Source organism: Kosakonia oryzae (genome assembly GCF_001658025.2).
GTDB lineage: Bacteria > Pseudomonadota > Gammaproteobacteria > Enterobacterales > Enterobacteriaceae > Kosakonia > Kosakonia oryzae.
In genome coordinates, this window is the sequence record NZ_CP014007.2 from 1320724 (window position 1) to 1347722 (window position 26999).

The window sequence follows — 26999 nt, forward strand, 5'->3', positions numbered from 1 at the left end:
CGAAAGCAGTATGAAGTGGGAGGGGCGGCCTGAAACTGTGCAAGTATGATCTGGCGCGCAGGCCGCCGTAACCGGCGAGTTTCCGGCCGCTATTCTGCCTGGTAAAAGATGTCTCGTTCCTGCGCGGTCGCGCTTTCGCTTTCCGCCATGTCAGCAATCAGCCACAGCGCCATTTCCAGCTCTTCCTTTTTGCAATGGTGGAGCAGAGACAACTCGGCAATAAACCTTACGCACGCCCATTTCCGCTGAGCGCGTTCATTCCGTTCAGACACCATGAATCCCCTCATGAGTTCTTTACTGTATATTTGTACAGTATCATAGGCCGTTTATTGATGTGAAGCGAAAATTATTTCACCGCATCACTATGTTGCTGAAAAAGAAAACCATTGTTCTGCTGCGCCCCCCGCTTTGGGTACAGGTTTTCCCATTAATGCCGGGGTGTCGGGCGGTGGATCGCTACAGCGGCTGGTGGGCCAGCGCGTACAGTTATTGACAGAACTCCAAGAGGGCGCAGGCGCGCCCTGAAGGTCAACCCCCGTTCGCTTCGGCACAATTTTCCATTTTTTCAGCCGTGTCAGCACCGGCGAACCGGCACCAACCTGGGTGTCATACACCCCGCGAATACGTACCGTGGTTTCGCCGTACTGGTTAAATTCCTCATCCGGCGCATACAGCGTGCGCACCTGCAAATCATCGCGACGAACAAACGGCCCGCCCTGCGCATTGACGTAACCTGCCCAATCCCCGGCATCGGCGGCATCGTGCACCAGCGCGAACTCCACGCTTAAGCCGCGTGCCGTTTCGCTATCGGCCATTTTTCTCAGTTCGCGATACACCGTCACCGGCGCGCCGCCAACAAACTGAAACTGGCGGATACGCCAGCGCGCCGCCCAGGCGGAAACGGCACAGGCCGTCTCCTGCAGCGGCGCGCCGCTCTCGTTATCGCGCTCGCCTTCCAGCGCATAACCGTCGATATTCTTGGCGATATACTTCGCCACGTAACCGGTGGCGCTGCCTTTTTGCGCATCGATCGCCTCGGCGTGAAAGCGGGCGCGCTTCGCTTTATCGCTGCGCAGCTCGTGGTTATCCTCTTCGCGGGCATAGTCGCTGAGAATTTCGCGCACGCGGCTGACATCCTGCGGCTGCATAAACAGCAGCAGATGCCAGTGTGGCGTGCCATCGTGATGCGGCTCAGCCACGCGGATGCCGAAAATGCGCAACCCGTTACGATGCAGCCTGGCGCGGATCCGCGCCCACAGACGGGTGAAATAGCCCTGCGTCTGCGCCGGGCTGGCGCCGTTCCACTTATGATTGCGATAACCGGCGCGGGTGGTGGCATGCCAGGCGGAAGGTGCGGTCAGGGTATAAAATTCGCCGACATAACCCAGCGACTGACAAATCGTTTCAAAGCCGCGAATGCGCGTCATCAGCTCGCAGCGGCGAATTGCCGGGTTGGCGACCGAGCCATCATGCTTATCGATCAGGCTGATGCGGTTTCCTTCCTCATCTTCCAGCTCCATGCTTGTGAGAAACTCGCGGTTACGGCGCTTCTGCTCGCGCCAGGCGCTGACGCAATCGTCGCTGGCGTAGGGCCGTTTTTTCTTGCTGACGTTACCGACCGCAATGTGCAAATGTTCGCGCCACTGGGCGGCGATACGGCGCAAATGGCCGCGCCACCACACTTCGCTAAACAGGCGGATCACCGCCGGGGCAATCTCATCAGCGCAGGCAACTTTACGGGTGACACGCTGCCAGTGCGGCGGCGTGACGTTAAATTGCAGTGCAATCATTCCGGCGTGCAGATACCAACGGTGCAGGGTTTTCAACTCTGCCGCTTCCGCGTTGTCGATGTTCGCCAGTTCGCCACGTATAAAATGCGCGATGTCGGTTGCCAGCCGGTCAATCGCGCTTTTCGCCAGATCCGGTAGTTGGTTATAGCGGGCCAGCAGCGCCACCAGCCGGCTCGCCAGATCCTGCTGAATGGCGGTATCAAAATGGCCATTGAACACGGCTCTGGAGAGGCGCGGGCTAAGCGGTTTGTGTTGGTAGCGCTGCGTTACCGCGTTTAGCCGTGGGATAGCGCGGCGAAAGAAGTGGCAGAGAAAGGCGTTGGCCCTCGCCGTACCGTGCGCCTGTTCCAGCGCATCGATACGACGGGTGATCGGAAAGCGGATGCACTCCGGTTGCCGCGCCAGCGCGTGGCGCGCTTGCTGCACCACCGCAAAATGCCGGTTGCGGCGGTGCAGTTCCGCGTGAGTGAGATACGGGCTGGCGATCGCTGAACGCGGCGCGTTCCACGGATAGGCCCACGAGATCGCCAATTAGCGCCTCCGGTAATGTTTATCTTTCAGTTCGGCGAGCTGCTGGCAACTGACGCAGCAGGTCACGCCGGGCAACGCCATCCGCCGGGCCTGGGGAATCGGCGCATCGCAGCATTCGCAGGTGAGGCGTGAGGGCAACAGCAGGCGGTGACGCGCCTGGCGGATATAGCGCTCGCGATCGTCCAGTTCACGCTGCTGAACGAGATCCATTTCATCGGCCATCAGTGCAGCTCCTGCGCCTGGTTATCGATATGGCTGGCTTCCTGGCGTAGCAGTTCGGCGGCGTCGCACCACTCAAGACGCTGAGTGGCGATAAACGCGGCCAGCGCCTCCAGCCGCCCGGAAATAACGCCGGCGCAGCGCAGGCGTTCGTTGTTGCGGGCATCTGCCAGCAGCAGCGCGATCTCTTCATGGCTGCGTCCTGAATGGGGGGGACTATTTTTTCGCATGGTATTTCTCCTGAAATTCGGGCAAAGGGAGGCCCGACGGGTTGACGTCATAGGTATGAAAAAGGGTTACAGCGGCATGGTGAGCCGTTTCGGAAACAGGCTTACTACCGCGCGGAAATGGTTCATCGCGGCAATCAGCGCCCGCTTCTCCTCAAGCGTCAGCGCATCCGGATGAAGCGCCTGACGCGCCGTGGGTACTCTGGCGAGAAAGAAGATCGCTGCCAGCGCCCGGCTGTTCTCTTCAAAGTGTTCATCCCGCTTGTCGCGCAGCTCGTCGATAAAGCGCGCCACCTCGCGCCAGCTATCGCCCCAGAAGCGGCCGCGGATTTCCGCGATATGGTTCAGCCCGCTCAGGCGTTCCCCAGCGTTGAGCGGAAGCGTTGCGGTGGGTGAAGTGATCGCCATATTGCCTCCTGTTCGATTCTGAGCTTGCAAAAGCAAATTCAGCTAAACGAGGTGCCGGAACGACGGTCGAGATAACGACAGTCGATCGCCTGCTGGGTTAATTTGTCGCGCCAGGCCTGCACATTGATCAGCGTGCGGCTGCGTTTGCCGGCGTTTTCCGCGCTCGAATAGTCGCGGGTTGGGGCCTTCAGCAGAATGCCTTCGTCGAGCCATTGCCAGACCAGACGCTCGCTGATACCGCGCATGGCAGCGAAATCCCGCACCGTCATGGCATCGGACATCGCCGAGCGGATCAGGGTTTGCAACGTCGGGAGAAGGGCGGAGACCAGCTCATCCATCTGCCCATGGGTGAAATTCCTGGATTGCATTTGAGAGCCAGATAACGGATGCGACGGCGTTGATTTTGCATCTGACATATCGCATTATCTCCTGTTGTTTGAAATGTACTGCACTGCTGTGCATTTTGGTCGATGTACAGCAATATAAATCGCAAATGCGATTGTGTAAATCGCTTTTTTGATGTTGGTGAACATGAGTGATAACAAAATGAGTGTTCAGGATGTGATCGAGCGTATTGCTGCGTCCTATTCTGTCTCCAGCCAGAAGGCGCTCGCCGAAGCGCTGGACGTCCCGGCGAACAATATCAGTAGCTGGATCCAGCGCGACAGCGTGCCCTATAAGGCAGTGGTCAAATGCGCGCTGGATACCGGCGCAGATTTGCACTGGCTGGTAAACGGTGAATTTGCAAATGCAAAATTAGCGGATAAGCCGTTGCCGAAAGGCAAGGCGCTGTACGATGAGATTTTATCGACCGGCGGGCGTCCGGTGCTGCGTCGCATCCTTGATGCGTATGGTTTCCAGATGCAAAAAGATCTCGGCGACCTGCTCGATATCTCCTCCGGGACCATCAGCACCTGGGTGCGGCGCGAGTTTTTTCCCGGCGATGTGGTGGTGACTTGCGCGCTGGATACCGGCGTCTCGCTGAACTGGCTGGCGACCGGGAAAGGCGAAATGTACCCGGCCCCGGCTCCTGTGGCGTCAAATGATGCTGTGCTGAGCATTCCAAAATTCCGTCTGGAATCCGGCGAGCTGAAAGAAGCGGGCGTCTGGGCGCTGGATCGCAGCCTTGCGCCGTCATCGACGGAAGGGCTGAATTTTATCGAGGGGCTGAATGCGGCCTGGCTGGTGGATACCTCGGCGCAGAAAATTGGTAACGGGCGCTGGTTTATCAGTATCGACGATGCGCTGGATGTGTTTGATGTGGTGCGTCTGCCGGGCGGCAAAGTACGCCTGACGAATAACGCGGTTGATTTTGAATGCGGCGTGGCAGAGATTGCGCCGTTCGGCGTGGTGGTTTTCACGCTGGAAAAACATGTGTAAGCGGCAATGACGGTCAGCAAACAGAAAAACGGCAAGTGGCTGTGCGAACTCTATCCGCAGGGGCGGGAAGGGCGGCGCATTCGTCGGCAGTTTAATACCAAAGGCGAGGCCGAAGCGTTTGAATCCTGGACGAAACAGGAGGCGCAGGAGAAGCCGTGGCTGGGCGAGAAAGAGGATCGCCGACGTTTAAGCGAGCTGATTGCACTGTGGTTTAAGCTGCATGGCCAGTCGCTGGCGGCGGGTAAGTCGCGGATGGCAAAGCTGGAGATTGTCTGTCGCGGGCTGGGTGATCCGGTTGCCTCACGCCTCACCGCTAAAGCCTGGGCGCACTATCGCGACCAGCGTCTGAGCGGCGAAATCGATAACGGTTACACGCCGGACAAAGCAAAGTGGAAGGTGAAACCGGTCACGGTCAACCGCGAGCAGCAATATCTGAGCGCGGTGTTTAACGAACTGCGGCGGCTGGGGGAGTGGTCGCTGCCGAACCCGATTGAAAATGTGCGCATTTTTCGCGAAAAAGAGCGGGAAATGACGTGGCTGACGCAGCCGCAAATCATCACCCTGCTGGCGGCCTGCGAGCGCTACGGGCATGCCGATTTAACGCGGGTGGTGAAAATTTGCCTCGCCACCGGCGCGCGCTGGCGCGAGGCGGAAAACCTCAATCGCGCGCAGCTTGTGGCGAATAAAATCACCTTTATCAAAACCAAAGGCGGGCGCAACCGGACGGTGCCGATCCCGCCGTGGCTTTTTGACGAGCTGTCGCCGCTGCAAGGGCAGATGTTCCAGCCGTGCTATGGGGAATTCAGCAAAATGCTGGCGACCACCGATATCGCGCTGGCCGAAGGGCAGAAAACCCATGTTCTGCGCCACACTTTTGCTGCGCACTTCATGACCAATGGCGGCAATATTCTCGTGCTGCAACGCATTCTTGGCCATGCCAATATTCGTGAAACCATGCGCTACGCGCACTTTGCGCCGGATCATCTTGAAGAGGCGGTGATGCTCAACCCGCTGTCGCAACTTAATGGCGGCAAAATGGCGGCGGATGTTGCATAACGCTGCAATTCGCTGCATGAAAAAGGGTTTTCTACGCTGATAAATAAGGGTAAATCGTTGAATGCGGCGAGTGGCAGAAAAAGCGGTTTAACTAACTTTTTTGCTGCGTTTACCTTTTCTTTTTCGAAATAATTTAACCTGCCGGTGATGATTAATTTACAATGCCGCCTCGATCGGGAGGAGATGCGGTGAAGAACGTTTTTCATCAATGGGCAGCCAAACGTTCAGCCACATGGCTGGCGCTGTTTGCGATCCTGCTGATCGTCGTCGCTCCGCTGATTTCCGTCTCCCTGCAACAAGATCCCATGAGTGCCATGCCGGGTATGCATCACGAGATGAGCATGCCGATGCATCATGAGATGTCATCTCAACCGGAAACGCACCCGCAAACTTCCCTGCCTGTGGATCACGCTGAAGCCTGTGGCTACTGCGTCTTGCTGGCGCATGTGCCTGGCCTGATGCTGCTGGTTGCACTGCTGCTGATGGGGCGTGCATTGCGCATTCGCCTGAAGCCTGCTCGCCCGCTGGTCAGGCAGTGGCACTTCTTCCCCTGGCTCTACCCTGACACCCGCGCGCCGCCGCTTTTCTGCTTTTCCTGACATCTATAAAAGGCCGTTTGCCTCTGCGTAACGGCACGCGCTGACTATTCCTGAGGAAAAGTATGACTTCCTGCACCCCGCGTGCGGCGTGGCTGAATTTGCTGCGACGCCTGCACTTTTATATTGGCCTGTTTGTCGGGCCTTTTATCTTCATTGCGGCCCTGAGCGGCACGCTGTATGTGGCGACGCCACAACTGGAAAATGCCCTCTACAGCGATGCGCTGTACGGTGTGTCCGCCGGTACTCGCCAACCGCTTGCTGAGCAGGTTGCTGTTGCTGAGCAGGTGACCGGCGGCCATCTGCGTCTGCAGGCTGTGCGGCCAGGCCTTGCCGACAACGCCACGACGCGCGTGATGTTTGCCGATCCGCAACTTGGCGTGTCGGAAAACCGCGCCATCTTTATCGATCCCGTGACGTTACAGATGAAGGGCGATATGACGGTGTACGGCACCAGCGGTATTTTGCCGCTGCGCCAGTGGATCGACTATTTTCACCGCTCGCTGTTGCTGGGCGATGCGGGCCGTCTTTACAGCGAGCTTGCCGCTTCATGGATGTGGGTGGCGGCGCTGGGCGGTATTGCACTGTGGTTTTTCACGCGCCCGAAACGGCGGATAAATAACCCGGTGCAAAATCATCGCCGCCTGCACGTGCTGCTTGGCTGGAGCCTGCTGGCCGGTATGCTGCTGTTTTCCGCCACCGGCCTGACGTGGTCGCAGTGGGCGGGCGGCAATGTCGATAGCCTGCGGGCGGCTTTCGGCTGGATGACGCCGCAGGTCAACACGCAGCTTGATGGCGCAGCGATGGCGGCCGATCCCCATGCGGAACATCATCTGCATCATGCGGGCATGAATATGCCGGAAATGGCGCTGGATTGGGTGCAATTCGATGATGTGTTGCAGGCTGCGCGGCGGGCTGGAATTGCTGCCAGCAAGCTGGAGATCCGCCCGCCGCGCAGCATGGATAAAGCGTGGACGGTGACAGAAATCGATCGCGGCTGGCCAACGCAAGTCGATGCGGTTGCGATTAATGGCAGTACGCTGGCGGTGGTTGATCGCACGCGGTTTACCGACTTCCCGCTGATGGCGAAACTGACGCGTTGGGGCGTCGATTTTCATATGGGTGTGCTGTTCGGCCTTGCGAACCAGTTATTACTGATCCTCTTTGGCGCTGCGCTGTGCGTGATGATCGTGGTTGGCTACCGCTTATGGTGGATTCACCGACCGGCAGGCGCTGCGGTGAATCCGGCGGCAACCTTGCTTTCTTGCTGGCTGAGTTTAAGCCGGGCAGGGCGCGTTAGCACACTGCTCATTGCGCTGCTGCTGGGGCTTATGTTACCGCTGATGGGCGGCAGTCTGCTGCTGTTTATACTGATTGATGCACTGCGCTGGAAACGTGCCGTGCAGCGTTCAGCCGGCGCGCAGGCATAAGCAAAACGCGCTGAGTGTAAATATATAATTACACTCAGCGCCGCATTCAGGCGGAATAAATTGCTGGTGTAAAGAAATTGCTACGTTTTGTGGATTGAAATCTTTACCGTATGTGGTATGGTTACGCCATCCTCTGCGGAGGAACCCCTATCGCAAAACGAGTCATACAGGATCGCCATCATGCAAAAAGACGCGCTGAACAACGTACATATCACCGACGAACAGGTTTTGATCACCCCGGAACAATTGAAAGCGGCTTTCCCGCTGAGCATTGAGCAGGAAGCGCAAATCGCGCAGTCCCGCCAGACCATCTCCAACATCATTGCCGGAAAAGATCCGCGCCTGCTGGTGGTGTGTGGTCCTTGCTCGATTCACGATCCTGAAGCCGCGATTGAATATGCTCGTCGATTTAAAGCCCTTGCCGCAGAGGTCAGCGATAGCCTCTATCTGGTGATGCGCGTCTATTTTGAAAAACCCCGTACCACCGTTGGCTGGAAGGGGCTGATTAACGATCCGCACATGGATGGCTCGTTTGATGTGGAAGCCGGCCTGAAGATTGCGCGTCGTCTGCTGGTGGAACTGGTGAGTATGGGCCTGCCGCTGGCGACCGAAGCGCTGGATCCGAACAGCCCGCAGTTCCTCGGCGACTTGTTTAGCTGGTCGGCAATTGGTGCGCGCACCACCGAATCCCAGACGCACCGCGAAATGGCGTCCGGCCTGTCGATGCCGGTCGGTTTCAAAAACGGCACCGACGGCAGCCTGGCTACGGCAATCAATGCCATGCGCGCGGCGGCCATGCCGCACCGCTTTGTCGGCATCAACCAGGCCGGTCAGGTTTGCCTGCTGCAAACCCAGGGTAACCCGGATGGGCATGTGATCCTGCGCGGCGGCAAAGCGCCGAATTACAGCCCGGCGGATGTTGCGCAGTGTGAAAAAGAGATGGAACAGGCGGGACTGAAACCGTCGCTGATGGTAGATTGCAGCCATGGTAATTCCAACAAAGATTACCGTCGCCAGCCTGCCGTTGCCGAATCTGTGGTGGCACAGATCAAAGATGGCAACCGTTCGATTACCGGTCTGATGATTGAAAGCAACATTCATGAAGGCAATCAATCTTCTGAGCAGCCGCGCAGCGCCATGAAGTACGGTGTTTCCGTGACGGATGCCTGCATTAGCTGGGAATCGACCGAAGCGCTGCTGCGTGAGATCGATAAAGATCTGCGCAATAGTCTGGCGGCGCGTTTCGCTTAAGAGGTTGTTATGGTTGCTGAATTGACCGCGCTGCGCGATCAAATTGATGAAGTGGATAAGGCGCTGCTGGGGTTGCTGGCGCGCCGTCTGGAGCTGGTGGCCGAAGTTGGTGAAGTAAAAAGCAAGTATGGCTTGCCGATCTACGTGCCGGAACGTGAAGCCACAATGCTGGCCTCCCGCCGCAAGGAGGCCGAACTGCTCGGCGTTCCGCCGGATCTGATTGAAGATGTACTGCGCCGCGTGATGCGCGAATCCTACTCCAGCGAAAATGACAAAGGTTTTAAAACCCTGTGTCCTGAAATGCGGCCGGTGGTGATTGTCGGCGGCGCGGGCCAGATGGGGCAGCTGTTTGCCAAAATGCTGACGCTGTCGGGTTATCAGGTGCGCATTCTGGAAAAAGAAGACTGGGCGCAGGCGGGCGAACTGCTGGCCGACGCCGGTATGGTTATTGTCAGTGTGCCGATCCATGTGACCGAACAGGTGATAGGCCAACTGCCGCCGCTGCCGGATGACTGTATTCTGGTCGATCTGGCATCGGTGAAAAGCGGTCCGTTGCAGGCGATGTTGTCGGCGCACAAAGGCCCGGTGCTGGGTCTGCATCCGATGTTTGGGCCGGACAGCGGCAGCCTTGCTAAGCAGGTGGTGGTCTGGTGCGACGGACGTCAGCCTGAGGCTTATCAGTGGTTCCTTGAACAGATTCAGGTCTGGGGCGCGCGTTTGCATCGCATCAGCGCTGTCGAACACGACCAGAATATGGCGTTTATTCAGGCGCTGCGCCACTTCGCGACGTTCGCTTACGGGCTGCATCTGGCCGAAGAGAATGTGCAGCTTGAGCAGTTACTGGCGCTCTCATCGCCGATTTATCGTCTGGAGCTGGCAATGGTTGGGCGTCTGTTTGCCCAGGATCCGCAGCTTTACGCAGACATTATTATGTCGTCGTCGAACAATCTGGCGCTGATCAAGCGTTACTACCAGCGCTTTGGCGAAGCCATCGGTTTGCTGGAGCAGGGCGACAAACAGGCCTTTATCGACAGCTTCCGCAAAGTGGAGCACTGGTTTGGCGATTACGCTCAGCGTTTTCAGAACGAAAGCCGGGTATTGCTGCGCCAGGCGAACGATAGCCGCCAGTAACAGAAAAGCCGTTTATACTGAAAAGCCAGTGGTCACCGCTGGCTTTTTTTTATTTAAGGGGCGTGCAATGGCGGAGTTACAGAAGCTGTTTGATTACACCGGCCATCTGCCGGAATGCCCGACCTGGAGCGAAGCAGAACAGGCACTTTACTGGGCGGATATTCTGGAAGGTGAAATTCATCGTTACCATCTGGCATCTGGCGAACATCAGGTGCTCTCCTTCCCGGAAGAGGTCGGCTGTTTTGCGCTGCGCGAGAAAGGTGGCTTTATCGTGGCAATGCGTAACGCCATTTGGCTGACGGATGCGCGCGGCCTGCTGCGACAGAAAGTGTGCGACAACCCATCGAACCCGCAACTGGCGCGCTTTAACGATGGCGGCACCGATCACTGGGGGCGCTTTTACGCCGGGACGTTCTGGGGGCCGGGCGATTACAATGGCGCTTTGTTGCTGCGCGTGGATAACGATCTGACGCCGAAAGTGGTGCAGTGCGATATTCACGGTGCGAATGGTCTGGCGTTCAGCGAGGATCAGCAATGGATGTTTACCTCCGATACGCCCAACGGTGTGATTTATCGTACGCCGCTGGATGCGCAGGGTGAACCGGGGCGTCGGGAAGTGTTGCGCCGGTTTACTGCCGGAGAGGGGATCCCGGATGGCGCGGCGGTGGATGTGGAAGGCTGCTACTGGAGTGCGATGTTCGACGGCTGGCGCGTGGCACGCTTCTCACCGCAGGGAGAACAACTTGCGGAGTACCGTTTACCGGTACGTTGCCCGACGATGGTCTGCTTCGGCGGCGATGACATGAAAACGCTGTTTATCACCACCACGCGGGAAAATATGGAAGAGGAAGAGCTGGCGCGTTATCCGCTTTCTGGCGCTATCTTCACCCTGCCGGTGAGCGTGGCAGGGATGAAGAAACCGCTGTTCAGAGAGTGTTAAACCGGATCGACCGGCACCACATTTTCGCTGGGATAGCAGCCAAGCACTTTCAGCGAACGGGTGATATCGCCCAGTTCGCGCAGCGCTTTTTGCATTTCTGCCGAGTGGAGATTGGCCTGCACATCAAGGTAGAACATCTCTTCCCACGGATTGCCATGAATCGGGCGCGACTCCAGTTTGGTCATGATCAGATTGTGATTGCGCAGCACCAGCAACGCTTCAACCAGTGCACCGGCCTGTTGACCTGTCGCTATCAGTAGCGTGGTTTTTGCCGGAACCTGCTCTGATACATCAATGGCTTTACGCGCCAGCACGATAAAGCGGGTGATATTCTGCGTCTGGTTCGCCAGGTTCCGTTCCAGCACCTGTAAACCGTACAGTGCGCCACCCGCTTCGCTGCCCAGCGCAGCAACATGCGGTGAGTTCGCCTGCGCCACTTTCTCCATCGCGGCTGAAGTACTTTCGCAATATTCGATTTTCCACTGCGGGTAGCGGTTCAGGAACTGGCTGCACTGCTGGAAAGGTTGCGGGTGGCTGTAAACCGTCTGGATCTGCTCAAGATCCGTCGAACCGGAAACCAACACACAGTGATCGATCGGCACTGTCAGTTCGCCAACAATCGATAAGCTGGTGTGTTGAAGTAAATCGTACACGTCGTTGATAGCACCAGAGCTGGTATTTTCCAGCGGCACTACGGCGTAATCCGCCTGGCCGGTTTCTACCTGGTTAAAAATATCGTGAAACTTCAGGCAACCGCTCTCGATAAATTGCTCAAAATGGCGCGCGGCGTACTGACGTGCCGCGAGGTGCGAATAAGAGCCTTTTGGCCCCAGAAAAGCGATGCGCGCGGAGTGCGGATTGATCTTGTTGAGATGCTGCTGGAGCAGGGCTTGTTGAGTCAGGACGGAATCTTCAATGATCAGCTGGAACAGGCGAGTGATGTAATGTGCATCGAGGTGATGCGCTTTGCCCAGTTGGATCAGGCGCTCCAGTAAATCCCGCTCGCGGTCGATATCGCGCACCGGGCGGTGTGAGTCGAGCTTGGCTTTGCCGACTTCAACGGAGAGCTGGCGGCGCTCGGCCAGCAGGGTCAGCAACTGCTCATCCAGTGCACTGATCTTTACGCGTAAATCCAGTAAGGGGTTTTCAGCCGTCATGTTGTTGCCTTTTATTATTAAAAAAAAAGCCTCCCGGAGTGGGAGGCCTTATTGTTCGTCTTCGCATTCTTTATCACAAAACGAATCGCCTCCCTATTTGGGGAAGGTAAAAAAGAATGCGAAGAAGAACGGTACAAGTTTCATGTAAATTTCCTGTGAGCGACCGAAGTACAGTACCCGCACTGTTTTCGCTCTGTCAATAAAAAACGCGCCCGCAGGCGCGTTGGATATGGACTCAATGTAGAGACTACTCTTCTTCTTCCTCAACGAAGCTTGTGTCTTTCACCGATGTTGCGGCGCGACGTGCTTCACCTTTGTGTTGCACTTTATTGAGCTGCCGTTCCAGCTTGTTAATCAATTCGTTGATAGCGGTGTACATATCTTCATGCCGTGCGCTGGCCACCAGATGTCCATTCGGCGTGTTGATAGTGGCATCAGCGATAAAACCCTGCGGCTCTTTGGAGAGAATGATATGTGGATTAATCAGATGTGTTTGCCATTTATCCAGTTTGGCGAGACGGTCTGCGACATGCTGGCGGATTGCCGGAGTAATTTCCATTTGTTTACTGGTAATGTTCATTGTCATAAATTTACCTCTTGTCTTTCCGTCTTGGTGATTTCAGCATACCGTGCCTAATGTCAAAAAGCGTGATTTAAATCACATTATTTTGTCGGTTTTTGTCAAAGGGAAGGTTTTGTGAGGCAGGACAGGAAGAGGGGAAAATTTCCTTGTGGAACTCTCAATTAACGGTCATAGTTGATAGGATGCATTGCGGCTAAACCGCTTCAGCTATTGGTAAAATGAATAAAAAAACGGCAGCCATTGGCTGCCGTTTTGTGTTTCAGGGACTTATGTATTGCTGCTGTTGGCTGCGATAATTTTTGCAACCTTATCTGCCTGCGCGTTCATTTGCATCTCGCGGTAGGCTCTCTCCATTTTCGGCAGTGCATCACGCGTTGCCTGCGTATCCGGATAATCACGCAGCATGCCTTCTACGCGGTTGACAACCGCAACCCAGGCACCGCGATCGGTGTAGTAATTCACCACCGACAGCTCATATTTCGACAGACGATCTTTCAGGAACACCAGACGCTTGGTGGCGTCGGTGACGTACTGGCTCTGCGGATAGCCGCGTACCAGTTTGCTGAAGTCATTGAACGCCTCACGCGCATGAGCCGGGTCACGATCGCTGCGATCCACACCGAAGAACCCTTGCAGAGCACTGTCGTCCAGCGCCATGTTGGTCAGCCCACGCATATACATCACATAATCGATGTTCGGATGGGTTGGGTTCAGACGAATAAAACGGTCAATCGCGGCTTGCGCCAGCGGTAAATCGGCGTTTTTGTAGTAGGCGTAGATCAGATCCAGCTGCACTTGCTGTGAGTAAGGGCCAAACGGATAACGGTTATCCAGTGCTTCCAGTTGCGTTATTGCCGCCTTCCAGTTACCGTCTTGCAGTTTTTGCTGGGCAGTCGCGTAGATTTCATTTGGTGGATTATCAGGCACCTCTTCCTTTGAACCGGAGCAACCCGCCAAAGCCAGACTCAACGTGGCGGCTGCCACCAGATATTTCAAGCGCGTCATGACGTTTAGACTTTCCTCAGAATGTTTATGCGGGAGATTCTTTATTCCTGCTCCCGACTAAGACCAGCTACAATAGCACACTATATTAAACGGCGAAGCCGTAAAACCCAACGTTAACGAAGAAGCTGTATATGGCACAACGAGTACAACTCACCGCAACGGTGTCCGAAAACCAACTCGGTCAACGCTTAGATCAGGCTTTGGCCGAATTGTTCCCGGATTATTCACGTTCGCGAATAAAAGAATGGATCCTCGACCAGCACGTGCAGGTCAACGGCAGTATTTGCGACAAACCGAAAGAGAAAGTGTTGGGTGGAGAACGCATCACTATTGATGTGGAAATTGAAGAAGAAGCGCGCTTCGAACCGCAGGATATCCCACTGAACATCGTCTACGAAGATGATGACATTATCGTGATCAATAAACCGCGCGATCTCGTCGTTCACCCGGGCGCAGGCAACCCGGACGGTACGGTGCTGAATGCTTTGCTGCACTATTATCCGCCGATTGCCGATGTTCCGCGCGCGGGGATCGTGCACCGTCTGGATAAAGATACCACCGGCTTGATGGTGGTAGCGAAAACGATCCCGGCGCAAACGCGGCTGGTCGAGTCGTTGCAGCTGCGCGAAATCACGCGCGAATACGAAGCGGTGGCGATTGGGCATATGACGTCAGGTGGTACGGTTGAAGAACCCATCAGTCGCCACCCGACCAAGCGTACCCATATGTCGGTGCACCCGATGGGTAAACCGGCGGTAACGCACTATCGCATCATGGAGCACTTCCGTGTGCACACGCGTCTGCGTCTGCGTCTGGAAACCGGGCGCACCCACCAGATCCGCGTGCATATGGCGCATATCACTCATCCGCTGGTGGGCGATCAACTGTATGGTGGGCGCCCGCGTCCGCCGAAAGGCGCTTCCGAGGAATTTATCGACGCGCTACGCAAGTTTGATCGTCAGGCTTTGCACGCCACGATGCTGCGTCTTTACCACCCCATCAGCGGCATTGAGATGGAGTGGCACGCGCCTATTCCGCAGGACATGGTGGATTTGATTGCTGCCATGCGCGCGGATTTTGAAACCCATAAGGACGATGTCGCCTGGTTATGACCAAACTGATCCTCCCTGAGTGGCCGCAGCCGAAAGGCGTGGCGTCATGCAGTTCAACCCGTATCGGCGGTGTGAGCTTGTCGCCTTATCACTCGCTAAACCTCGGCGCCCACTGTGGCGACGATGCGGAGCATGTGGAAGAGAATCGCAAACGTATGTTTGCCGAGGGAGGGCTGCCTTCAAAACCGGTATGGCTTGAGCAGGTACACGGTACCGACGTGCTGCTGCTCGATGGCGGGCCTTATCCCTCTAAACGGGCGGATGCGTCATACAGCAATACGCCCGGTACGGTTTGTGCGGTGATGACCGCCGACTGCCTGCCGGTCCTGTTTTGCAATCGTGATGGAACCGAAGTCGCTGCTGCTCATGCTGGTTGGCGAGGGTTGTGTGCGGGCGTGCTGGAAAAGACGGTTGCTTGTTTTACCGACAGGCCGGAAAATCTGCTCGCCTGGTTAGGGCCGGCGATCGGGCCGCAGGCGTTTGAAGTCGGCGCAGAAGTGCGCGAGGCATTTATGGCGCATGATGTTGAGGCCGATCGGGCTTTTCGCCCGCACGGTGAGAAATATTTCGCTGATATCTACCAGCTCGCGCGCCAGCGTCTGGCGTCGGTGGGCGTCCAGCAAGTATTCGGCGGTGAGCACTGCACCTTCAGTCAAAAGGATGATTTTTTCTCATACCGCCGGGACAAGGTAACCGGCCGTATGGCAAGTTTTATTTGGCTGATATAACCTAAAGAATCAAGACGATCCAGTTCGCATATGCTTTCTTTTGCATAATTCAGGTCATTCACCTTGAATAATTGAGGGATGACCTCATTTAATCTCCAGTAGCAATTTTGACCTGTTATGGGAGGAGTTATGCGTCTGGATCGTCTTACCAATAAATTCCAGCTTGCTCTTGCCGATGCCCAGTCTCTTGCACTGGGGCACGACAACCAATTTATCGAACCCCTTCATTTAATGAGCGCCCTGCTGAAGCAGGAAGGCGGTTCGGTTTTCCCTTTATTAACCTCTGCTGGCGTTAACGCTGGCTCACTACGTACAGCCGTTGAACAGGCGTTGAGTCGTTTACCGCAGGTGGAAGGCACCGGCGGTGATGTGCAGCCTTCTCAGGATTTAGTGCGTGTGCTCAATCTTTGCGACAAGCTGGCGCAAAAACGGGGTGACAACTTTATTTCGTCAGAACTTTTCGTTCTGGCCGCGCTGGAGTCTCACGGTACGCTAACCGATTTACTGAAATCAGCGGGCGCAACCACAGCGAATGTGACTCAGGCCATTGAACAAATGCGTGGGGGTGAAAACGTGAACGATCAAGGGGCTGAAGACCAACGTCAGGCCTTGAAGAAATTCACCGTCGATCTGACCGAGCGTGCCGAGCAAGGCAAGCTCGATCCGGTTATCGGCCGTGACGAAGAGATCCGCCGTACCATTCAGGTACTGCAACGCCGGACTAAAAACAACCCGGTGCTGATTGGTGAACCGGGGGTGGGTAAAACCGCTATCGTTGAAGGACTGGCGCAGCGCATTGTTAATGGTGAAGTGCCGGAAGGGCTGAAAGGCCGGCGCGTTCTGGCGCTGGATATGGGCGCACTGGTGGCCGGGGCGAAATACCGCGGCGAGTTTGAAGAGCGCCTGAAAGGTGTGTTGAACGATCTCTCTAAACAGGAAGGCAATGTCATTCTGTTTATCGACGAGCTGCATACCATGGTTGGTGCCGGGAAAGCCGACGGCGCGATGGATGCGGGTAATATGCTGAAACCAGCGCTGGCGCGTGGCGAATTGCATTGCGTTGGTGCCACCACGCTGGATGAGTATCGTCAATATATAGAGAAAGATGCTGCACTGGAGCGTCGTTTCCAGAAAGTGCTTGTTGCTGAGCCGACTGTGGAAGACACCATTGCGATTCTGCGTGGCCTGAAAGAACGTTATGAGCTGCACCATCATGTGCAAATTACCGACCCGGCGATCGTCGCGGCGGCTACGTTGTCGCATCGCTATATTTCCGATCGCCAGTTGCCGGATAAAGCTATCGACCTGATCGATGAAGCTGCATCCAGCATTCGTATGCAGATTGACTCTAAACCGGAAGAACTTGACCGTCTCGATCGCCGCATTATCCAGCTCAAGCTGGAACAGCGCGCGCTGATGAAAGAGTCTGACGAAGCGAGTAAAAAACGCCTCGAAATGCTTAACGAAGAGCTGGAAGATAAAGAGCGCCAGTACTCGACATTAGAAGAAGAGTGGAAAGCCGAGAAAGCGTCTCTCTCCGGCACCCAGACCATTAAGGCTGAGCTGGAACAGGCGAAAATCGCGATGGAACAGGCGCGGCGTAATGGCGATCTTGGGCGGATGTCGGAGTTGCAGTACGGGAAAATCCCTGAACTGGAAAAACAACTGGAAGCGGCAACCCAGGCTGAAGGCAAAACGATGCGTCTGTTGCGTAACCGCGTGACGGATATTGAGATCGCCGAGGTGCTGGCGCGCTGGACCGGTATTCCGGTGTCGCGGATGATGGAAGGTGAACGTGAAAAACTGCTGCGTATGGAACATGACCTGCATCATCGTGTGATTGGTCAGGACGAAGCGGTAGAAGCGGTATCGAACGCCATTCGCCGTAGCCGTGCGGGTTTGTCAGATCCGAATCGCCCGATCGGTTCGTTCCTGTTCCTTGGGCCAACCGGGGTAGGGAAAACCGAGCTGTGTAAATCGCTGGCGAACTTTATGTTCGATAGCGACGATGCAATGGTGCGTATCGACATGTCTGAGTTTATGGAAAAACACTCCGTTTCTCGGCTGGTGGGCGCACCTCCGGGATATGTCGGTTATGAAGAAGGGGGCTATCTGACGGAAGCGGTTCGCCGTCGCCCCTATTCCGTCATCCTGCTGGATGAAGTGGAAAAAGCGCATCCGGATGTATTCAACATCCTGTTGCAGGTGCTTGACGATGGTCGTCTGACGGATGGACAGGGCAGGACGGTGGATTTCCGTAATACTGTCGTGATCATGACTTCCAACCTCGGTTCCGATTTGATCCAGGAACGTTTTGGCGAGCTGGATTATGGACATATGAAGGAACTGGTATTGGGTGTGGTGAGCCAAAACTTCCGTCCGGAGTTTATCAACCGTATTGATGAAGTGGTGGTCTTCCATCCGCTGGGTGAAAAACATATTGCTTCTATTGCGCAGATCCAGTTGCAGCGTCTGTACAAACGTCTGGAAGAGCGTGGCTATGCGGTAACTATCTCTGATGAAGCCCTGAAGCTGTTGAGTGCGAATGGTTACGATCCGGTGTATGGCGCGCGTCCGTTGAAACGTGCAATCCAACAGCAGATCGAAAACCCGCTGGCGCAGCAGATATTGTCTGGTGAGCTGATTCCAGGCAAAACGGTGCAGCTTGTCGTAAAAGACGATCGTATTGTGGCAGTGCAGTAAGTCACAAAATAAAGAAAACGAGCCCTCAGGGGCTCGTTTTTGTATAAAAACCAGGCAAAAATTACCATTCAAAGGGTGGTTTGCCTGGAAAATAATCAAACGATAACTTTTTTGAATTTTATGCTTGTCAGCCAGAATTAACTCCCTATAATGCGCCTCCACTGACACGGCACAACGGCAAACACACCGGCCTGTCAGGTGAAGAAATCTGAAAATAATCAGTTGACTTCACAGCGGGAAAGCGTAATATGCACACCCCGCGCCGCAGCGAAAACACAGCGGCACTGCTCTTTAACAATTTATCAGACAATCTGTGTGGGCACTCAGGTGACGCGGATTCTTGAATGTCTTCGGACAAAAATGAATACCAAGTCTCAACGAGTGAACACGTAATTCATTACGAAGTTTAATTCATTGAGCATCAAACTTTTAAATTGAAGAGTTTGATCATGGCTCAGATTGAACGCTGGCGGCAGGCCTAACACATGCAAGTCGAACGGTAGCACAGAGAGCTTGCTCTCGGGTGACGAGTGGCGGACGGGTGAGTAATGTCTGGGAAACTGCCTGATGGAGGGGGATAACTACTGGAAACGGTAGCTAATACCGCATAACGTCGCAAGACCAAAGAGGGGGACCTTCGGGCCTCTTGCCATCAGATGTGCCCAGATGGGATTAGCTAGTAGGCGGGGTAACGGCCCACCTAGGCGACGATCCCTAGCTGGTCTGAGAGGATGACCAGCCACACTGGAACTGAGACACGGTCCAGACTCCTACGGGAGGCAGCAGTGGGGAATATTGCACAATGGGCGCAAGCCTGATGCAGCCATGCCGCGTGTGTGAAGAAGGCCTTCGGGTTGTAAAGCACTTTCAGCGGGGAGGAAGGCGGTACGGTTAATAACCGTGCTGATTGACGTTACCCGCAGAAGAAGCACCGGCTAACTCCGTGCCAGCAGCCGCGGTAATACGGAGGGTGCAAGCGTTAATCGGAATTACTGGGCGTAAAGCGCACGCAGGCGGTCTGTCAAGTCGGATGTGAAATCCCCGGGCTCAACCTGGGAACTGCATTCGAAACTGGCAGGCTGGAGTCTCGTAGAGGGAGGTAGAATTCCAGGTGTAGCGGTGAAATGCGTAGAGATCTGGAGGAATACCGGTGGCGAAGGCGGCCTCCTGGACGAAGACTGACGCTCAGGTGCGAAAGCGTGGGGAGCAAACAGGATTAGATACCCTGGTAGTCCACGCCGTAAACGATGTCGATTTGGAGGTTGTGCCCTTGAGGCGTGGCTTCCGGAGCTAACGCGTTAAATCGACCGCCTGGGGAGTACGGCCGCAAGGTTAAAACTCAAATGAATTGACGGGGGCCCGCACAAGCGGTGGAGCATGTGGTTTAATTCGATGCAACGCGAAGAACCTTACCTGGTCTTGACATCCACAGAACCTGGCAGAGATGCCGGGGTGCCTTCGGGAACTGTGAGACAGGTGCTGCATGGCTGTCGTCAGCTCGTGTTGTGAAATGTTGGGTTAAGTCCCGCAACGAGCGCAACCCTTATCCTTTGTTGCCAGCGGTTAGGCCGGGAACTCAAAGGAGACTGCCAGTGATAAACTGGAGGAAGGTGGGGATGACGTCAAGTCATCATGGCCCTTACGACCAGGGCTACACACGTGCTACAATGGCGCATACAAAGAGAAGCGACCTCGCGAGAGCAAGCGGACCTCATAAAGTGCGTCGTAGTCCGGATTGGAGTCTGCAACTCGACTCCATGAAGTCGGAATCGCTAGTAATCGTGAATCAGAATGTCACGGTGAATACGTTCCCGGGCCTTGTACACACCGCCCGTCACACCATGGGAGTGGGTTGCAAAAGAAGTAGGTAGCTTAACCTTCGGGAGGGCGCTTACCACTTTGTGATTCATGACTGGGGTGAAGTCGTAACAAGGTAACCGTAGGGGAACCTGCGGTTGGATCACCTCCTTACCTTAAAGAACCCTTCCCTGAAGTGCTCACACAGATTGTCTGATGAAAAGTAAAAAGCAAGGCGTCTTGCGAAGCAGACTATGTGTCCCCTTCGTCTAGAGGCCCAGGACACCGCCCTTTCACGGCGGTAACAGGGGTTCGAATCCCCTAGGGGACGCCACTTGCGCGGGAATGTGTGAAAGGCGTTGCCCATCCGTATCTCAAAACTGACTTACGAGTCATGTTTGAGATATATGCTCTTTAAAAATCTGGATCAAGCTGAAAATTGAAACACTGAACAATGCGAATTGTTCGTGAGTCTCTCAAATTTTCGCAATGCGATGATGGATCGGAAGAAACATCTTCGGGTTGTGAGGTTAAGCGACTAAGCGTACACGGTGGATGCCCTGGCAGTCAGAGGCGATGAAGGACGTGCTAATCTGCGAAAAGCGCCGGCGAGGTGATATGAACCCTTGACCCGGCGATGTCCGAATGGGGAAACCCGGTGCACTACGGTGCATCATCACAGCATGAATCCATAGTGCTGTGAGGCGAACCGGGGGAACTGAAACATCTAAGTACCCCGAGGAAAAGAAATCAACCGAGATTCCCCCAGTAGCGGCGAGCGAACGGGGAGGAGCCCAGAGCCTGAATCAGCTTGTGTGTTAGTGGAAGCGTCCGGAAAGCCGCGCGATACAGGGTGACAGCCCCGTACACGAAAACGCACAGGCTGTGAGCTCGATGAGTAGGGCGGGACACGTGGTATCCTGTCTGAATATGGGGGGACCATCCTCCAAGGCTAAATACTCCTGACTGACCGATAGTGAACCAGTACCGTGAGGGAAAGGCGAAAAGAACCCCGGCGAGGGGAGTGAAAAAGAACCTGAAACCGTGTACGTACAAGCAGTGGGAGCACCTTCGGGTGTGACTGCGTACCTTTTGTATAATGGGTCAGCGACTTATATTCTGTAGCAAGGTTAACCGTATAGGGGAGCCGCAGGGAAACCGAGTCTTAACTGGGCGTTAAGTTGCAGGGTATAGACCCGAAACCCGGTGATCTAGCCATGGGCAGGTTGAAGGTTGGGTAACACTAACTGGAGGACCGAACCGACTAATGTTGAAAAATTAGCGGATGACCTGTGGCTGGGGGTGAAAGGCCAATCAAACCGGGAGATAGCTGGTTCTCCCCGAAAGCTATTTAGGTAGCGCCTCGTGAATTCATCTCCGGGGGTAGAGCACTGTTTCGGCTAGGGGGCCATCCCGGCTTACCAACCCGATGCAAACTACGAATACCGGAGAATGTTATCACGGGAGACACACGGCGGGTGCTAACGTCCGTCGTGAAGAGGGAAACAACCCAGACCGCCAGCTAAGGTCCCAAAGTCATGGTTAAGTGGGAAACGATGTGGGAAGGCCCAGACAGCCAGGATGTTGGCTTAGAAGCAGCCATCATTTAAAGAAAGCGTAATAGCTCACTGGTCGAGTCGGCCTGCGCGGAAGATGTAACGGGGCTAAACCATGCACCGAAGCTGCGGCAGCGACGCTTATGCGTTGTTGGGTAGGGGAGCGTTCTGTAAGCCTGCGAAGGTGGCCTGTGAGGGCTGCTGGAGGTATCAGAAGTGCGAATGCTGACATAAGTAACGATAAAGCGGGTGAAAAGCCCGCTCGCCGGAAGACCAAGGGTTCCTGTCCAACGTTAATCGGGGCAGGGTGAGTCGACCCCTAAGGCGAGGCCGAAAGGCGTAGTCGATGGGAAACAGGTTAATATTCCTGTACTTGGTGTTACTGCGAAGGGGGGACGGAGAAGGCTATGTTGGCCGGGCGACGGTTGTCCCGGTTTAAGCGTGAAGGTGTGTGCTCCAGGCAAATCCGGAGCGCTTTAACACTGAGGCGTGATGACGAGGCACCACGGTGCTGAAGCAACAAATGCCCTGCTTCCAGGAAAAGCCTCTAAGCTCCAGGTAACACGAAATCGTACCCCAAACCGACACAGGTGGTCAGGTAGAGAATACCAAGGCGCTTGAGAGAACTCGGGTGAAGGAACTAGGCAAAATGGTGCCGTAACTTCGGGAGAAGGCACGCTGATGCGTAGGTGAAGCGACTTGCTCGTGGAGCTGAAATCAGTCGAAGATACCAGCTGGCTGCAACTGTTTATTAAAAACACAGCACTGTGCAAACACGAAAGTGGACGTATACGGTGTGACGCCTGCCCGGTGCCGGAAGGTTAATTGATGGGGTTATCCGTAAGGAGAAGCTCCTGATCGAAGCCCCGGTAAACGGCGGCCGTAACTATAACGGTCCTAAGGTAGCGAAATTCCTTGTCGGGTAAGTTCCGACCTGCACGAATGGCGTAATGATGGCCAGGCTGTCTCCACCCGAGACTCAGTGAAATTGAACTCGCTGTGAAGATGCAGTGTACCCGCGGCAAGACGGAAAGACCCCGTGAACCTTTACTATAGCTTGACACTGAACATTGAGCCTTGATGTGTAGGATAGGTGGGAGGCTTTGAAGCGTGGACGCCAGTCTGCGTGGAGCCAACCTTGAAATACCACCCTTTAATGTTTGATGTTCTAACGTTGACCCGTGAACCGGGTTGCGGACAGTGTCTGGTGGGTAGTTTGACTGGGGCGGTCTCCTCCTAAAGCGTAACGGAGGAGCACGAAGGTCAGCTAATCCTGGTCGGACATCAGGAGGTTAGTGCAATGGCATAAGCTGGCTTGACTGCGAGCGTGACGGCGCGAGCAGGTGCGAAAGCAGGTCATAGTGATCCGGTGGTTCTGAATGGAAGGGCCATCGCTCAACGGATAAAAGGTACTCCGGGGATAACAGGCTGATACCGCCCAAGAGTTCATATCGACGGCGGTGTTTGGCACCTCGATGTCGGCTCATCACATCCTGGGGCTGAAGTAGGTCCCAAGGGTATGGCTGTTCGCCATTTAAAGTGGTACGCGAGCTGGGTTTAGAACGTCGTGAGACAGTTCGGTCCCTATCTGCCGTGGGCGCTGGAGAACTGAGGGGGGCTGCTCCTAGTACGAGAGGACCGGAGTGGACGCATCACTGGTGTTCGGGTTGTCATGCCAATGGCACTGCCCGGTAGCTAAATGCGGAAGAGATAAGTGCTGAAAGCATCTAAGCACGAAACTTGCCCCGAGATGAGTTCTCCCTGAGACTTAAAGTCTCCTGAAGGAACGTTGAAGACGACGACGTTGATAGGCCGGGTGTGTAAGCGCAGCGATGCGTTGAGCTAACCGGTACTAATGAACCGTGAGGCTTAACCTTACAACGCCGAAGATGTTTTGGCGTGAGAGAGAATTTTCAGCGTGATACAGATTAAACCGGTGTGCCCTGTGGGCATGGCGGTGAACAGAATTTGCCTGGCGGCACTAGCGCGGTGGTCCCACCTGACCCCATGCCGAACTCAGAAGTGAAACGCCGTAGCGCCGATGGTAGTGTGGGGTCTCCCCATGCGAGAGTAGGGAACTGCCAGGCATCAAACCAGTGAAGAGGCCATCCGTAAGGATGGCCTTTTTGCGTCTGCGCTCAGATAAACGCTGACGCGGAACAGGCGGGGAAGCCCCGGGCGCAGGCCCGGGGCTTTTTTGCTTTATTTATTTTCCTGGTCAGGTCATATTCTTAATTGCTTATCCTGCTAAGCTAAAACGTGATTGCAATCACGATTTAATTATAACAAATAAGTAACATTTCTATCTTTGCGCAGTGGTGGGCAAGGATACTCACCATAGGCAAGTAACCTCTGGCTCTGGCAGGAGTATCATTCGAATGGCTGAAAGCAGCATAACAACGCGTGCATCGCTCACCAGCAGCGATACTCGCAGAAGGGTGTGGGCGATTATTGGCGCTTCATCGGGCAACCTGGTGGAGTGGTTTGATTTTTATGTCTACTCCTTTTGCTCTCTCTATTTTGCTCATATCTTTTTTCCGGCAGGCAACACGACAACTCAGTTGTTACAAACGGCAGGCGTATTTGCCGCCGGTTTTCTGATGCGTCCTATTGGCGGATGGTTATTCGGTCGAATCGCCGATCGCCGCGGGCGTAAAACCTCAATGCTGATCTCTGTCTGCATGATGTGCCTTGGATCGCTGGTCATTGCCTGTTTACCGGGTTATGACGCAATCGGCACATGGGCTCCGGCACTATTACTGATTGCCCGTTTGTTTCAGGGGCTATCTGTCGGCGGCGAGTATGGTACCAGCGCGACCTATATGAGCGAAGTTGCCGTGGAAGGTCGTAAAGGTTTTTACGCGTCATTCCAGTACGTTACGCTGATCGGTGGACAACTGTTGGCACTACTGGTTGTCGTGATCCTGCAACAGATTCTTGATGATGCTGAATTACGCGCATGGGGCTGGCGTATTCCCTTTGCTATTGGTGCAGCGCTGGCCATTGTCGCACTCTGGTTACGCCGCCAACTGGATGAAACATCGCAGCAAGAAGTTCGGGCTTTAAAAGAAGCCGGTTCAATGAAAGGATTATGGCGCAACCGTAAAGCCTTTCTGATGGTGCTTGGGTTCACGGCGGGGGGATCGCTGGCGTTTTACACTTTCACCACTTACATGCAGAAGTACCTGGTTAATACGGCGGGTATGCACGCGAATGTTGCCAGCATCATCATGACTGTCGCTCTGTTTGTCTTCATGTTGATTCAACCGATTATCGGTGCTTTATCTGATAAGATTGGACGCCGCACATCAATGTTGCTATTCGGCGGTCTTTCAACGGTGTGTACAGTACCGATCCTCAGTGCATTGCATAGCGTTACCTCGCCATACGCGGCATTTGCTCTGGTGATGCTGGCGCTGGTGATCGTCAGCTTTTACACCTCGATCAGTGGGATCCTGAAAGCAGAAATGTTTCCCGCGCAGGTGCGCGCTCTGGGTGTCGGGCTTTCTTATGCCGTGGCGAATGCGTTATTTGGCGGTTCGGCGGAATATGTGGCGCTGTCGTTGAAGTCATTCGGTATCGAAACCGCTTTTTTCTGGTACGTCACCGCGCTGGGAGCGTTAGCATTTATGGTTTCGCTTATGCTTCATCGTAAAGGAAAAGGCATCCGTCTTTAGTGATTTGCCAGTTGCCACACGGTATAACCCGTTGTGGCGCCGGCAATATCCCATGCGAAATCTTTCCAGCTCCAGCCGCTCCCCGCCGGACGGCTGTCCCAAAGCTCCTTCGATGCGCCAAGGCTAATTGAAAACATCAGCCCTACCATTGCGCTGCGATCGCGGCTATATCCTTGATGTTGTGCTACCTCGTTACCGGCGGCAGAAAGCATGGCGGAGCCCAGAAAATGTTGCGCCTTATCTTGCCCGCTCCAGCTATCATTCGCCATATGACTACAGCCCGTCAGTAGCACCACACTTGCTATCAGCATATATTTCATCAGCAGACCCGAAAAAAAGCCCCATCGCGGAGACGGGGCTTAGTTTTAAAGAATACGGCTTATCAGCTTATCGATGCGGATACGGCGCAACCGGCGAATAAGTTTGCGCACCTTCACCGGGTAATCGGCAATGCTTTGCAAATCACGATAATGATTCACCACAGTCGTATGCGTGCGGATAAGCTCCAGCTCTTTGTCGCGCTGAGCCGCAAGTTCATGTTTCGGATCGTGGATCAGGATGGCATTTTCCAGATCCAACCGCCAGGCGCGGGGGTTCAGGTTGTTACCTGTCAACAGGATCCATTCGTCATCCACCCACATTCCTTTCAGGTGATAACTGTTATCGTCATCTTTCCATAAACGCACAACTAACTGATCGGTGTTAACGTAATACTGTAGCCGGCTCAGGAAGCGACGCAGATTGATTTCATACAGATAAGGCAGCGCGCCGATGATTTTGAACGGCTGATCTTCCGGAATGAAAAAGTCATTCGCCGTTTTGTCGCCAACGATAATTTCCACTTTTTTGCCATCGCGCAGTAGCTGAATAATGTTACGCACCAGCACCGCAGGCAGGTTGAAATAGGGGGTACAGATCGTCAGCTTGTGCTCTGCACACGGCATCAGGTGAAAAATAGTTTTGTTCAGCAGGCTGGATTTACCCAGACCGACCAGCGGCGTGACCGCCAGCTGATCGTTATCTGCATCGCCCTGGAAATGGTACGTGGCATCGCGCAGCTCCTGACGGAACAGACGAATATCGTTTTTGATTTCCGGGCTTTTCGGACGCTGAGCATTATCAAGGCGATTTACGCCGCGTCCCTGAATCAGGTTCTGATCGACCCAGTTACGAATGATATCCGCCATTTGCGGGTTGCGAATCAGCTGATAGCGGTCATAGCGATATTTATCGTGCTGATGCAAATAGACATCATTGAGGCTTGCGCCGCTGTAAAGGACGCTGTCATCGATGATAAATCCTTTGAAATGCAGCACGCCAAGCGCTTCACGCGTATTCACAGGAACGCCATAGACCGGAACCACAACGTCCGGATTTTCCTGAGCAAGGCGACAGTACCAGTCGGCGTTGGTATTCGATGCTGCTGCGCCAATGCGGCCACGCTGGGCACGGTGCCAATCGACAAGCACACAGACATCCAGTTCCGGGCGTTGGCGCTTGGCTTCATACAGCGCATGCAGAATTCCTTTCCCGCCATCGTCCTGTTCCAGATACAGGGCGATGATATAGATCCGGCGCGTAGCACTGGCGATTTTCGCCAGCAGCGTCTCCCTGAAATCAGCGGGTGAGTAGAAAAACTCTATGTCATCAACTGACTGAGCAATCTTGGGGAGTTGGGCAAGGTGTTGTTGATGTTTATTACGCTTAAATTTTGACAACATC

23 protein-coding genes, 1 tRNA gene, 3 rRNA genes and 1 other annotated feature are annotated in these 26999 nt (G+C 54.7%); of the genes, 15 read left to right on the forward strand and 12 right to left on the reverse strand.

The features are described from left to right. Positions 1-89: 89 nt before the first annotated feature. The 6 genes from AWR26_RS06460 to AWR26_RS06485 form a co-directional block, all read right to left on the reverse strand. Positions 90-275 carry a hypothetical protein gene (locus AWR26_RS06460; RefSeq protein ID WP_035888419.1) on the reverse strand — a complete coding sequence of 62 codons (186 nt, stop codon included), beginning with the start codon at positions 273-275 and terminating at the stop codon, positions 90-92. Between the two features lie 87 nt (positions 276-362). After that, entirely contained in the window at positions 363-2321 is a 1959-nt protein-coding gene (locus AWR26_RS06465) for a replication endonuclease (RefSeq protein WP_082934081.1), read from the reverse strand. Then, positions 2322-2543 (reverse strand): TraR/DksA C4-type zinc finger protein, encoded by a 222-nt coding sequence (locus AWR26_RS06470; protein WP_064564430.1) that lies wholly within the window; start codon positions 2541-2543, stop codon positions 2322-2324. Beyond that, a complete protein-coding gene (locus AWR26_RS06475; RefSeq protein ID WP_064564432.1) occupies positions 2543-2770 on the reverse strand; it encodes a DUF2732 family protein in 228 nt (75 codons plus the stop codon). The genes AWR26_RS06470 and AWR26_RS06475 overlap by 1 nt, the downstream gene beginning before the upstream one ends. Before the next feature lie 66 nt (positions 2771-2836). Further along, positions 2837-3175 (reverse strand): DUF5347 domain-containing protein, encoded by a 339-nt coding sequence (locus tag AWR26_RS06480; protein ID WP_043952638.1) that lies wholly within the window; start codon positions 3173-3175, stop codon positions 2837-2839. 38 nt (positions 3176-3213) lie between these two features. Further along, complete coding sequence (locus AWR26_RS06485; protein ID WP_007370740.1) at positions 3214-3591, reverse strand: hypothetical protein; 378 nt, start codon at positions 3589-3591, stop codon at positions 3214-3216. A 115-nt stretch (positions 3592-3706) separates the two neighbouring features. Between AWR26_RS06485 and AWR26_RS06490 the strand changes: the two genes are divergently transcribed. The 7 genes from AWR26_RS06490 to AWR26_RS06520 all read left to right on the forward strand — a co-directional run bounded on the left by AWR26_RS06490 (position 3707) and on the right by AWR26_RS06520 (position 10959). Next, on the forward strand, positions 3707-4555 hold the full coding sequence (locus AWR26_RS06490) for a phage repressor protein CI (protein WP_064568968.1): 849 nt from the start codon (positions 3707-3709) through the stop codon (positions 4553-4555). Positions 4556-4561: 6 nt separating this feature from the next. Further along, the gene (locus tag AWR26_RS06495; protein ID WP_064564434.1) at positions 4562-5611 is read left to right on the forward strand and encodes a site-specific integrase; all 1050 of its coding nucleotides are present in this window, start codon (positions 4562-4564) and stop codon (positions 5609-5611) included. Positions 5612-5772: 161 nt separating this feature from the next. Beyond that, positions 5773-6210, forward strand: coding sequence for a DUF2946 domain-containing protein (locus AWR26_RS06500; protein WP_064564436.1), 438 nt, complete (start codon positions 5773-5775; stop codon positions 6208-6210). A gap of 62 nt (positions 6211-6272) precedes the next feature. Continuing rightward, positions 6273-7637 carry a PepSY-associated TM helix domain-containing protein gene (locus AWR26_RS06505; protein WP_064564438.1) on the forward strand — a complete coding sequence of 455 codons (1365 nt, stop codon included), beginning with the start codon at positions 6273-6275 and terminating at the stop codon, positions 7635-7637. 180 nt (positions 7638-7817) lie between these two features. Continuing rightward, the gene (gene aroF, locus AWR26_RS06510) at positions 7818-8888 is read left to right on the forward strand and encodes a 3-deoxy-7-phosphoheptulonate synthase AroF (protein ID WP_064564440.1); all 1071 of its coding nucleotides are present in this window, start codon (positions 7818-7820) and stop codon (positions 8886-8888) included. 9 nt (positions 8889-8897) lie between these two features. Then, a complete protein-coding gene (gene tyrA, locus AWR26_RS06515) occupies positions 8898-10019 on the forward strand; it encodes a bifunctional chorismate mutase/prephenate dehydrogenase (RefSeq protein WP_064564442.1) in 1122 nt (373 codons plus the stop codon). A 67-nt stretch (positions 10020-10086) separates the two neighbouring features. Beyond that, on the forward strand, positions 10087-10959 hold the full coding sequence (locus AWR26_RS06520; protein WP_064564444.1) for an SMP-30/gluconolactonase/LRE family protein: 873 nt from the start codon (positions 10087-10089) through the stop codon (positions 10957-10959). On the opposite strand, the gene pheA is transcribed toward AWR26_RS06520, so the two are convergent. The 4 genes from pheA to bamD all read right to left on the reverse strand — a co-directional run bounded on the left by pheA (position 10956) and on the right by bamD (position 13704). Beyond that, positions 10956-12116, reverse strand: a complete 1161-nt coding sequence (gene pheA / locus AWR26_RS06525; protein ID WP_064564446.1) for a bifunctional chorismate mutase/prephenate dehydratase — start codon at positions 12114-12116, stop codon at positions 10956-10958. The genes AWR26_RS06520 and pheA overlap by 4 nt on opposite strands. Before the next feature lie 19 nt (positions 12117-12135). Beyond that, positions 12136-12261: a sequence feature (Phe leader region), on the reverse strand. Then, positions 12210-12260, reverse strand: a complete 51-nt coding sequence (gene pheL / locus AWR26_RS06530) for a pheA operon leader peptide PheL (protein WP_194138581.1) — start codon at positions 12258-12260, stop codon at positions 12210-12212. Its footprint overlaps the feature before it by 51 nt. Before the next feature lie 102 nt (positions 12262-12363). Continuing rightward, entirely contained in the window at positions 12364-12702 is a 339-nt protein-coding gene (raiA, locus tag AWR26_RS06535) for a ribosome-associated translation inhibitor RaiA (RefSeq protein ID WP_007370750.1), read from the reverse strand. A gap of 264 nt (positions 12703-12966) precedes the next feature. Then, positions 12967-13704: an outer membrane protein assembly factor BamD gene (gene bamD, locus AWR26_RS06540; RefSeq protein ID WP_043952646.1), complete on the reverse strand. Its 738-nt coding sequence runs from the start codon at positions 13702-13704 to the stop codon at positions 12967-12969. Positions 13705-13835: 131 nt separating this feature from the next. On the opposite strand from bamD, the gene rluD reads away from it, so the two are divergent. The 8 genes from rluD (at position 13836) to AWR26_RS06580 (ending at position 25277) form a co-directional block, all read left to right on the forward strand. After that, positions 13836-14816 (forward strand): 23S rRNA pseudouridine(1911/1915/1917) synthase RluD, encoded by a 981-nt coding sequence (gene rluD / locus AWR26_RS06545; RefSeq protein ID WP_064564448.1) that lies wholly within the window; start codon positions 13836-13838, stop codon positions 14814-14816. After that, positions 14813-15544: a purine nucleoside phosphorylase YfiH gene (gene yfiH, locus AWR26_RS06550; protein ID WP_064564452.1), complete on the forward strand. Its 732-nt coding sequence runs from the start codon at positions 14813-14815 to the stop codon at positions 15542-15544. Before rluD ends, yfiH begins: the two co-directional genes overlap by 4 nt. Before the next feature lie 129 nt (positions 15545-15673). Continuing rightward, positions 15674-18247, forward strand: a complete 2574-nt coding sequence (gene clpB, locus AWR26_RS06555) for an ATP-dependent chaperone ClpB (RefSeq protein WP_064564454.1) — start codon at positions 15674-15676, stop codon at positions 18245-18247. Between the two features lie 431 nt (positions 18248-18678). After that, positions 18679-20218: ribosomal RNA gene (locus AWR26_RS06560) — 16S ribosomal RNA — on the forward strand. Between the two features lie 84 nt (positions 20219-20302). Further along, positions 20303-20378: transfer RNA gene (locus AWR26_RS06565), tRNA-Glu, on the forward strand. A 194-nt stretch (positions 20379-20572) separates the two neighbouring features. After that, a 23S ribosomal RNA gene (locus AWR26_RS06570) occupies positions 20573-23477 on the forward strand. Between the two features lie 94 nt (positions 23478-23571). Further along, positions 23572-23687: ribosomal RNA gene (gene rrf / locus AWR26_RS06575) — 5S ribosomal RNA — on the forward strand. Together the 16S, 23S and 5S rRNA genes with 1 tRNA gene alongside form the textbook arrangement of a ribosomal RNA operon. A gap of 291 nt (positions 23688-23978) precedes the next feature. Then, a complete protein-coding gene (locus AWR26_RS06580) occupies positions 23979-25277 on the forward strand; it encodes an MFS transporter (RefSeq protein ID WP_064564456.1) in 1299 nt (432 codons plus the stop codon). On the opposite strand, the gene AWR26_RS06585 is transcribed toward AWR26_RS06580, so the two are convergent. Next, complete coding sequence (locus AWR26_RS06585) at positions 25274-25597, reverse strand: YfiM family lipoprotein (RefSeq protein ID WP_064564458.1); 324 nt, start codon at positions 25595-25597, stop codon at positions 25274-25276. The genes AWR26_RS06580 and AWR26_RS06585 overlap by 4 nt on opposite strands. Before the next feature lie 45 nt (positions 25598-25642). Further along, positions 25643-26998 (reverse strand): CDP-diacylglycerol--serine O-phosphatidyltransferase, encoded by a 1356-nt coding sequence (gene pssA / locus AWR26_RS06590; protein WP_064564460.1) that lies wholly within the window; start codon positions 26996-26998, stop codon positions 25643-25645. Position 26999: the final 1 nt, after the last annotated feature.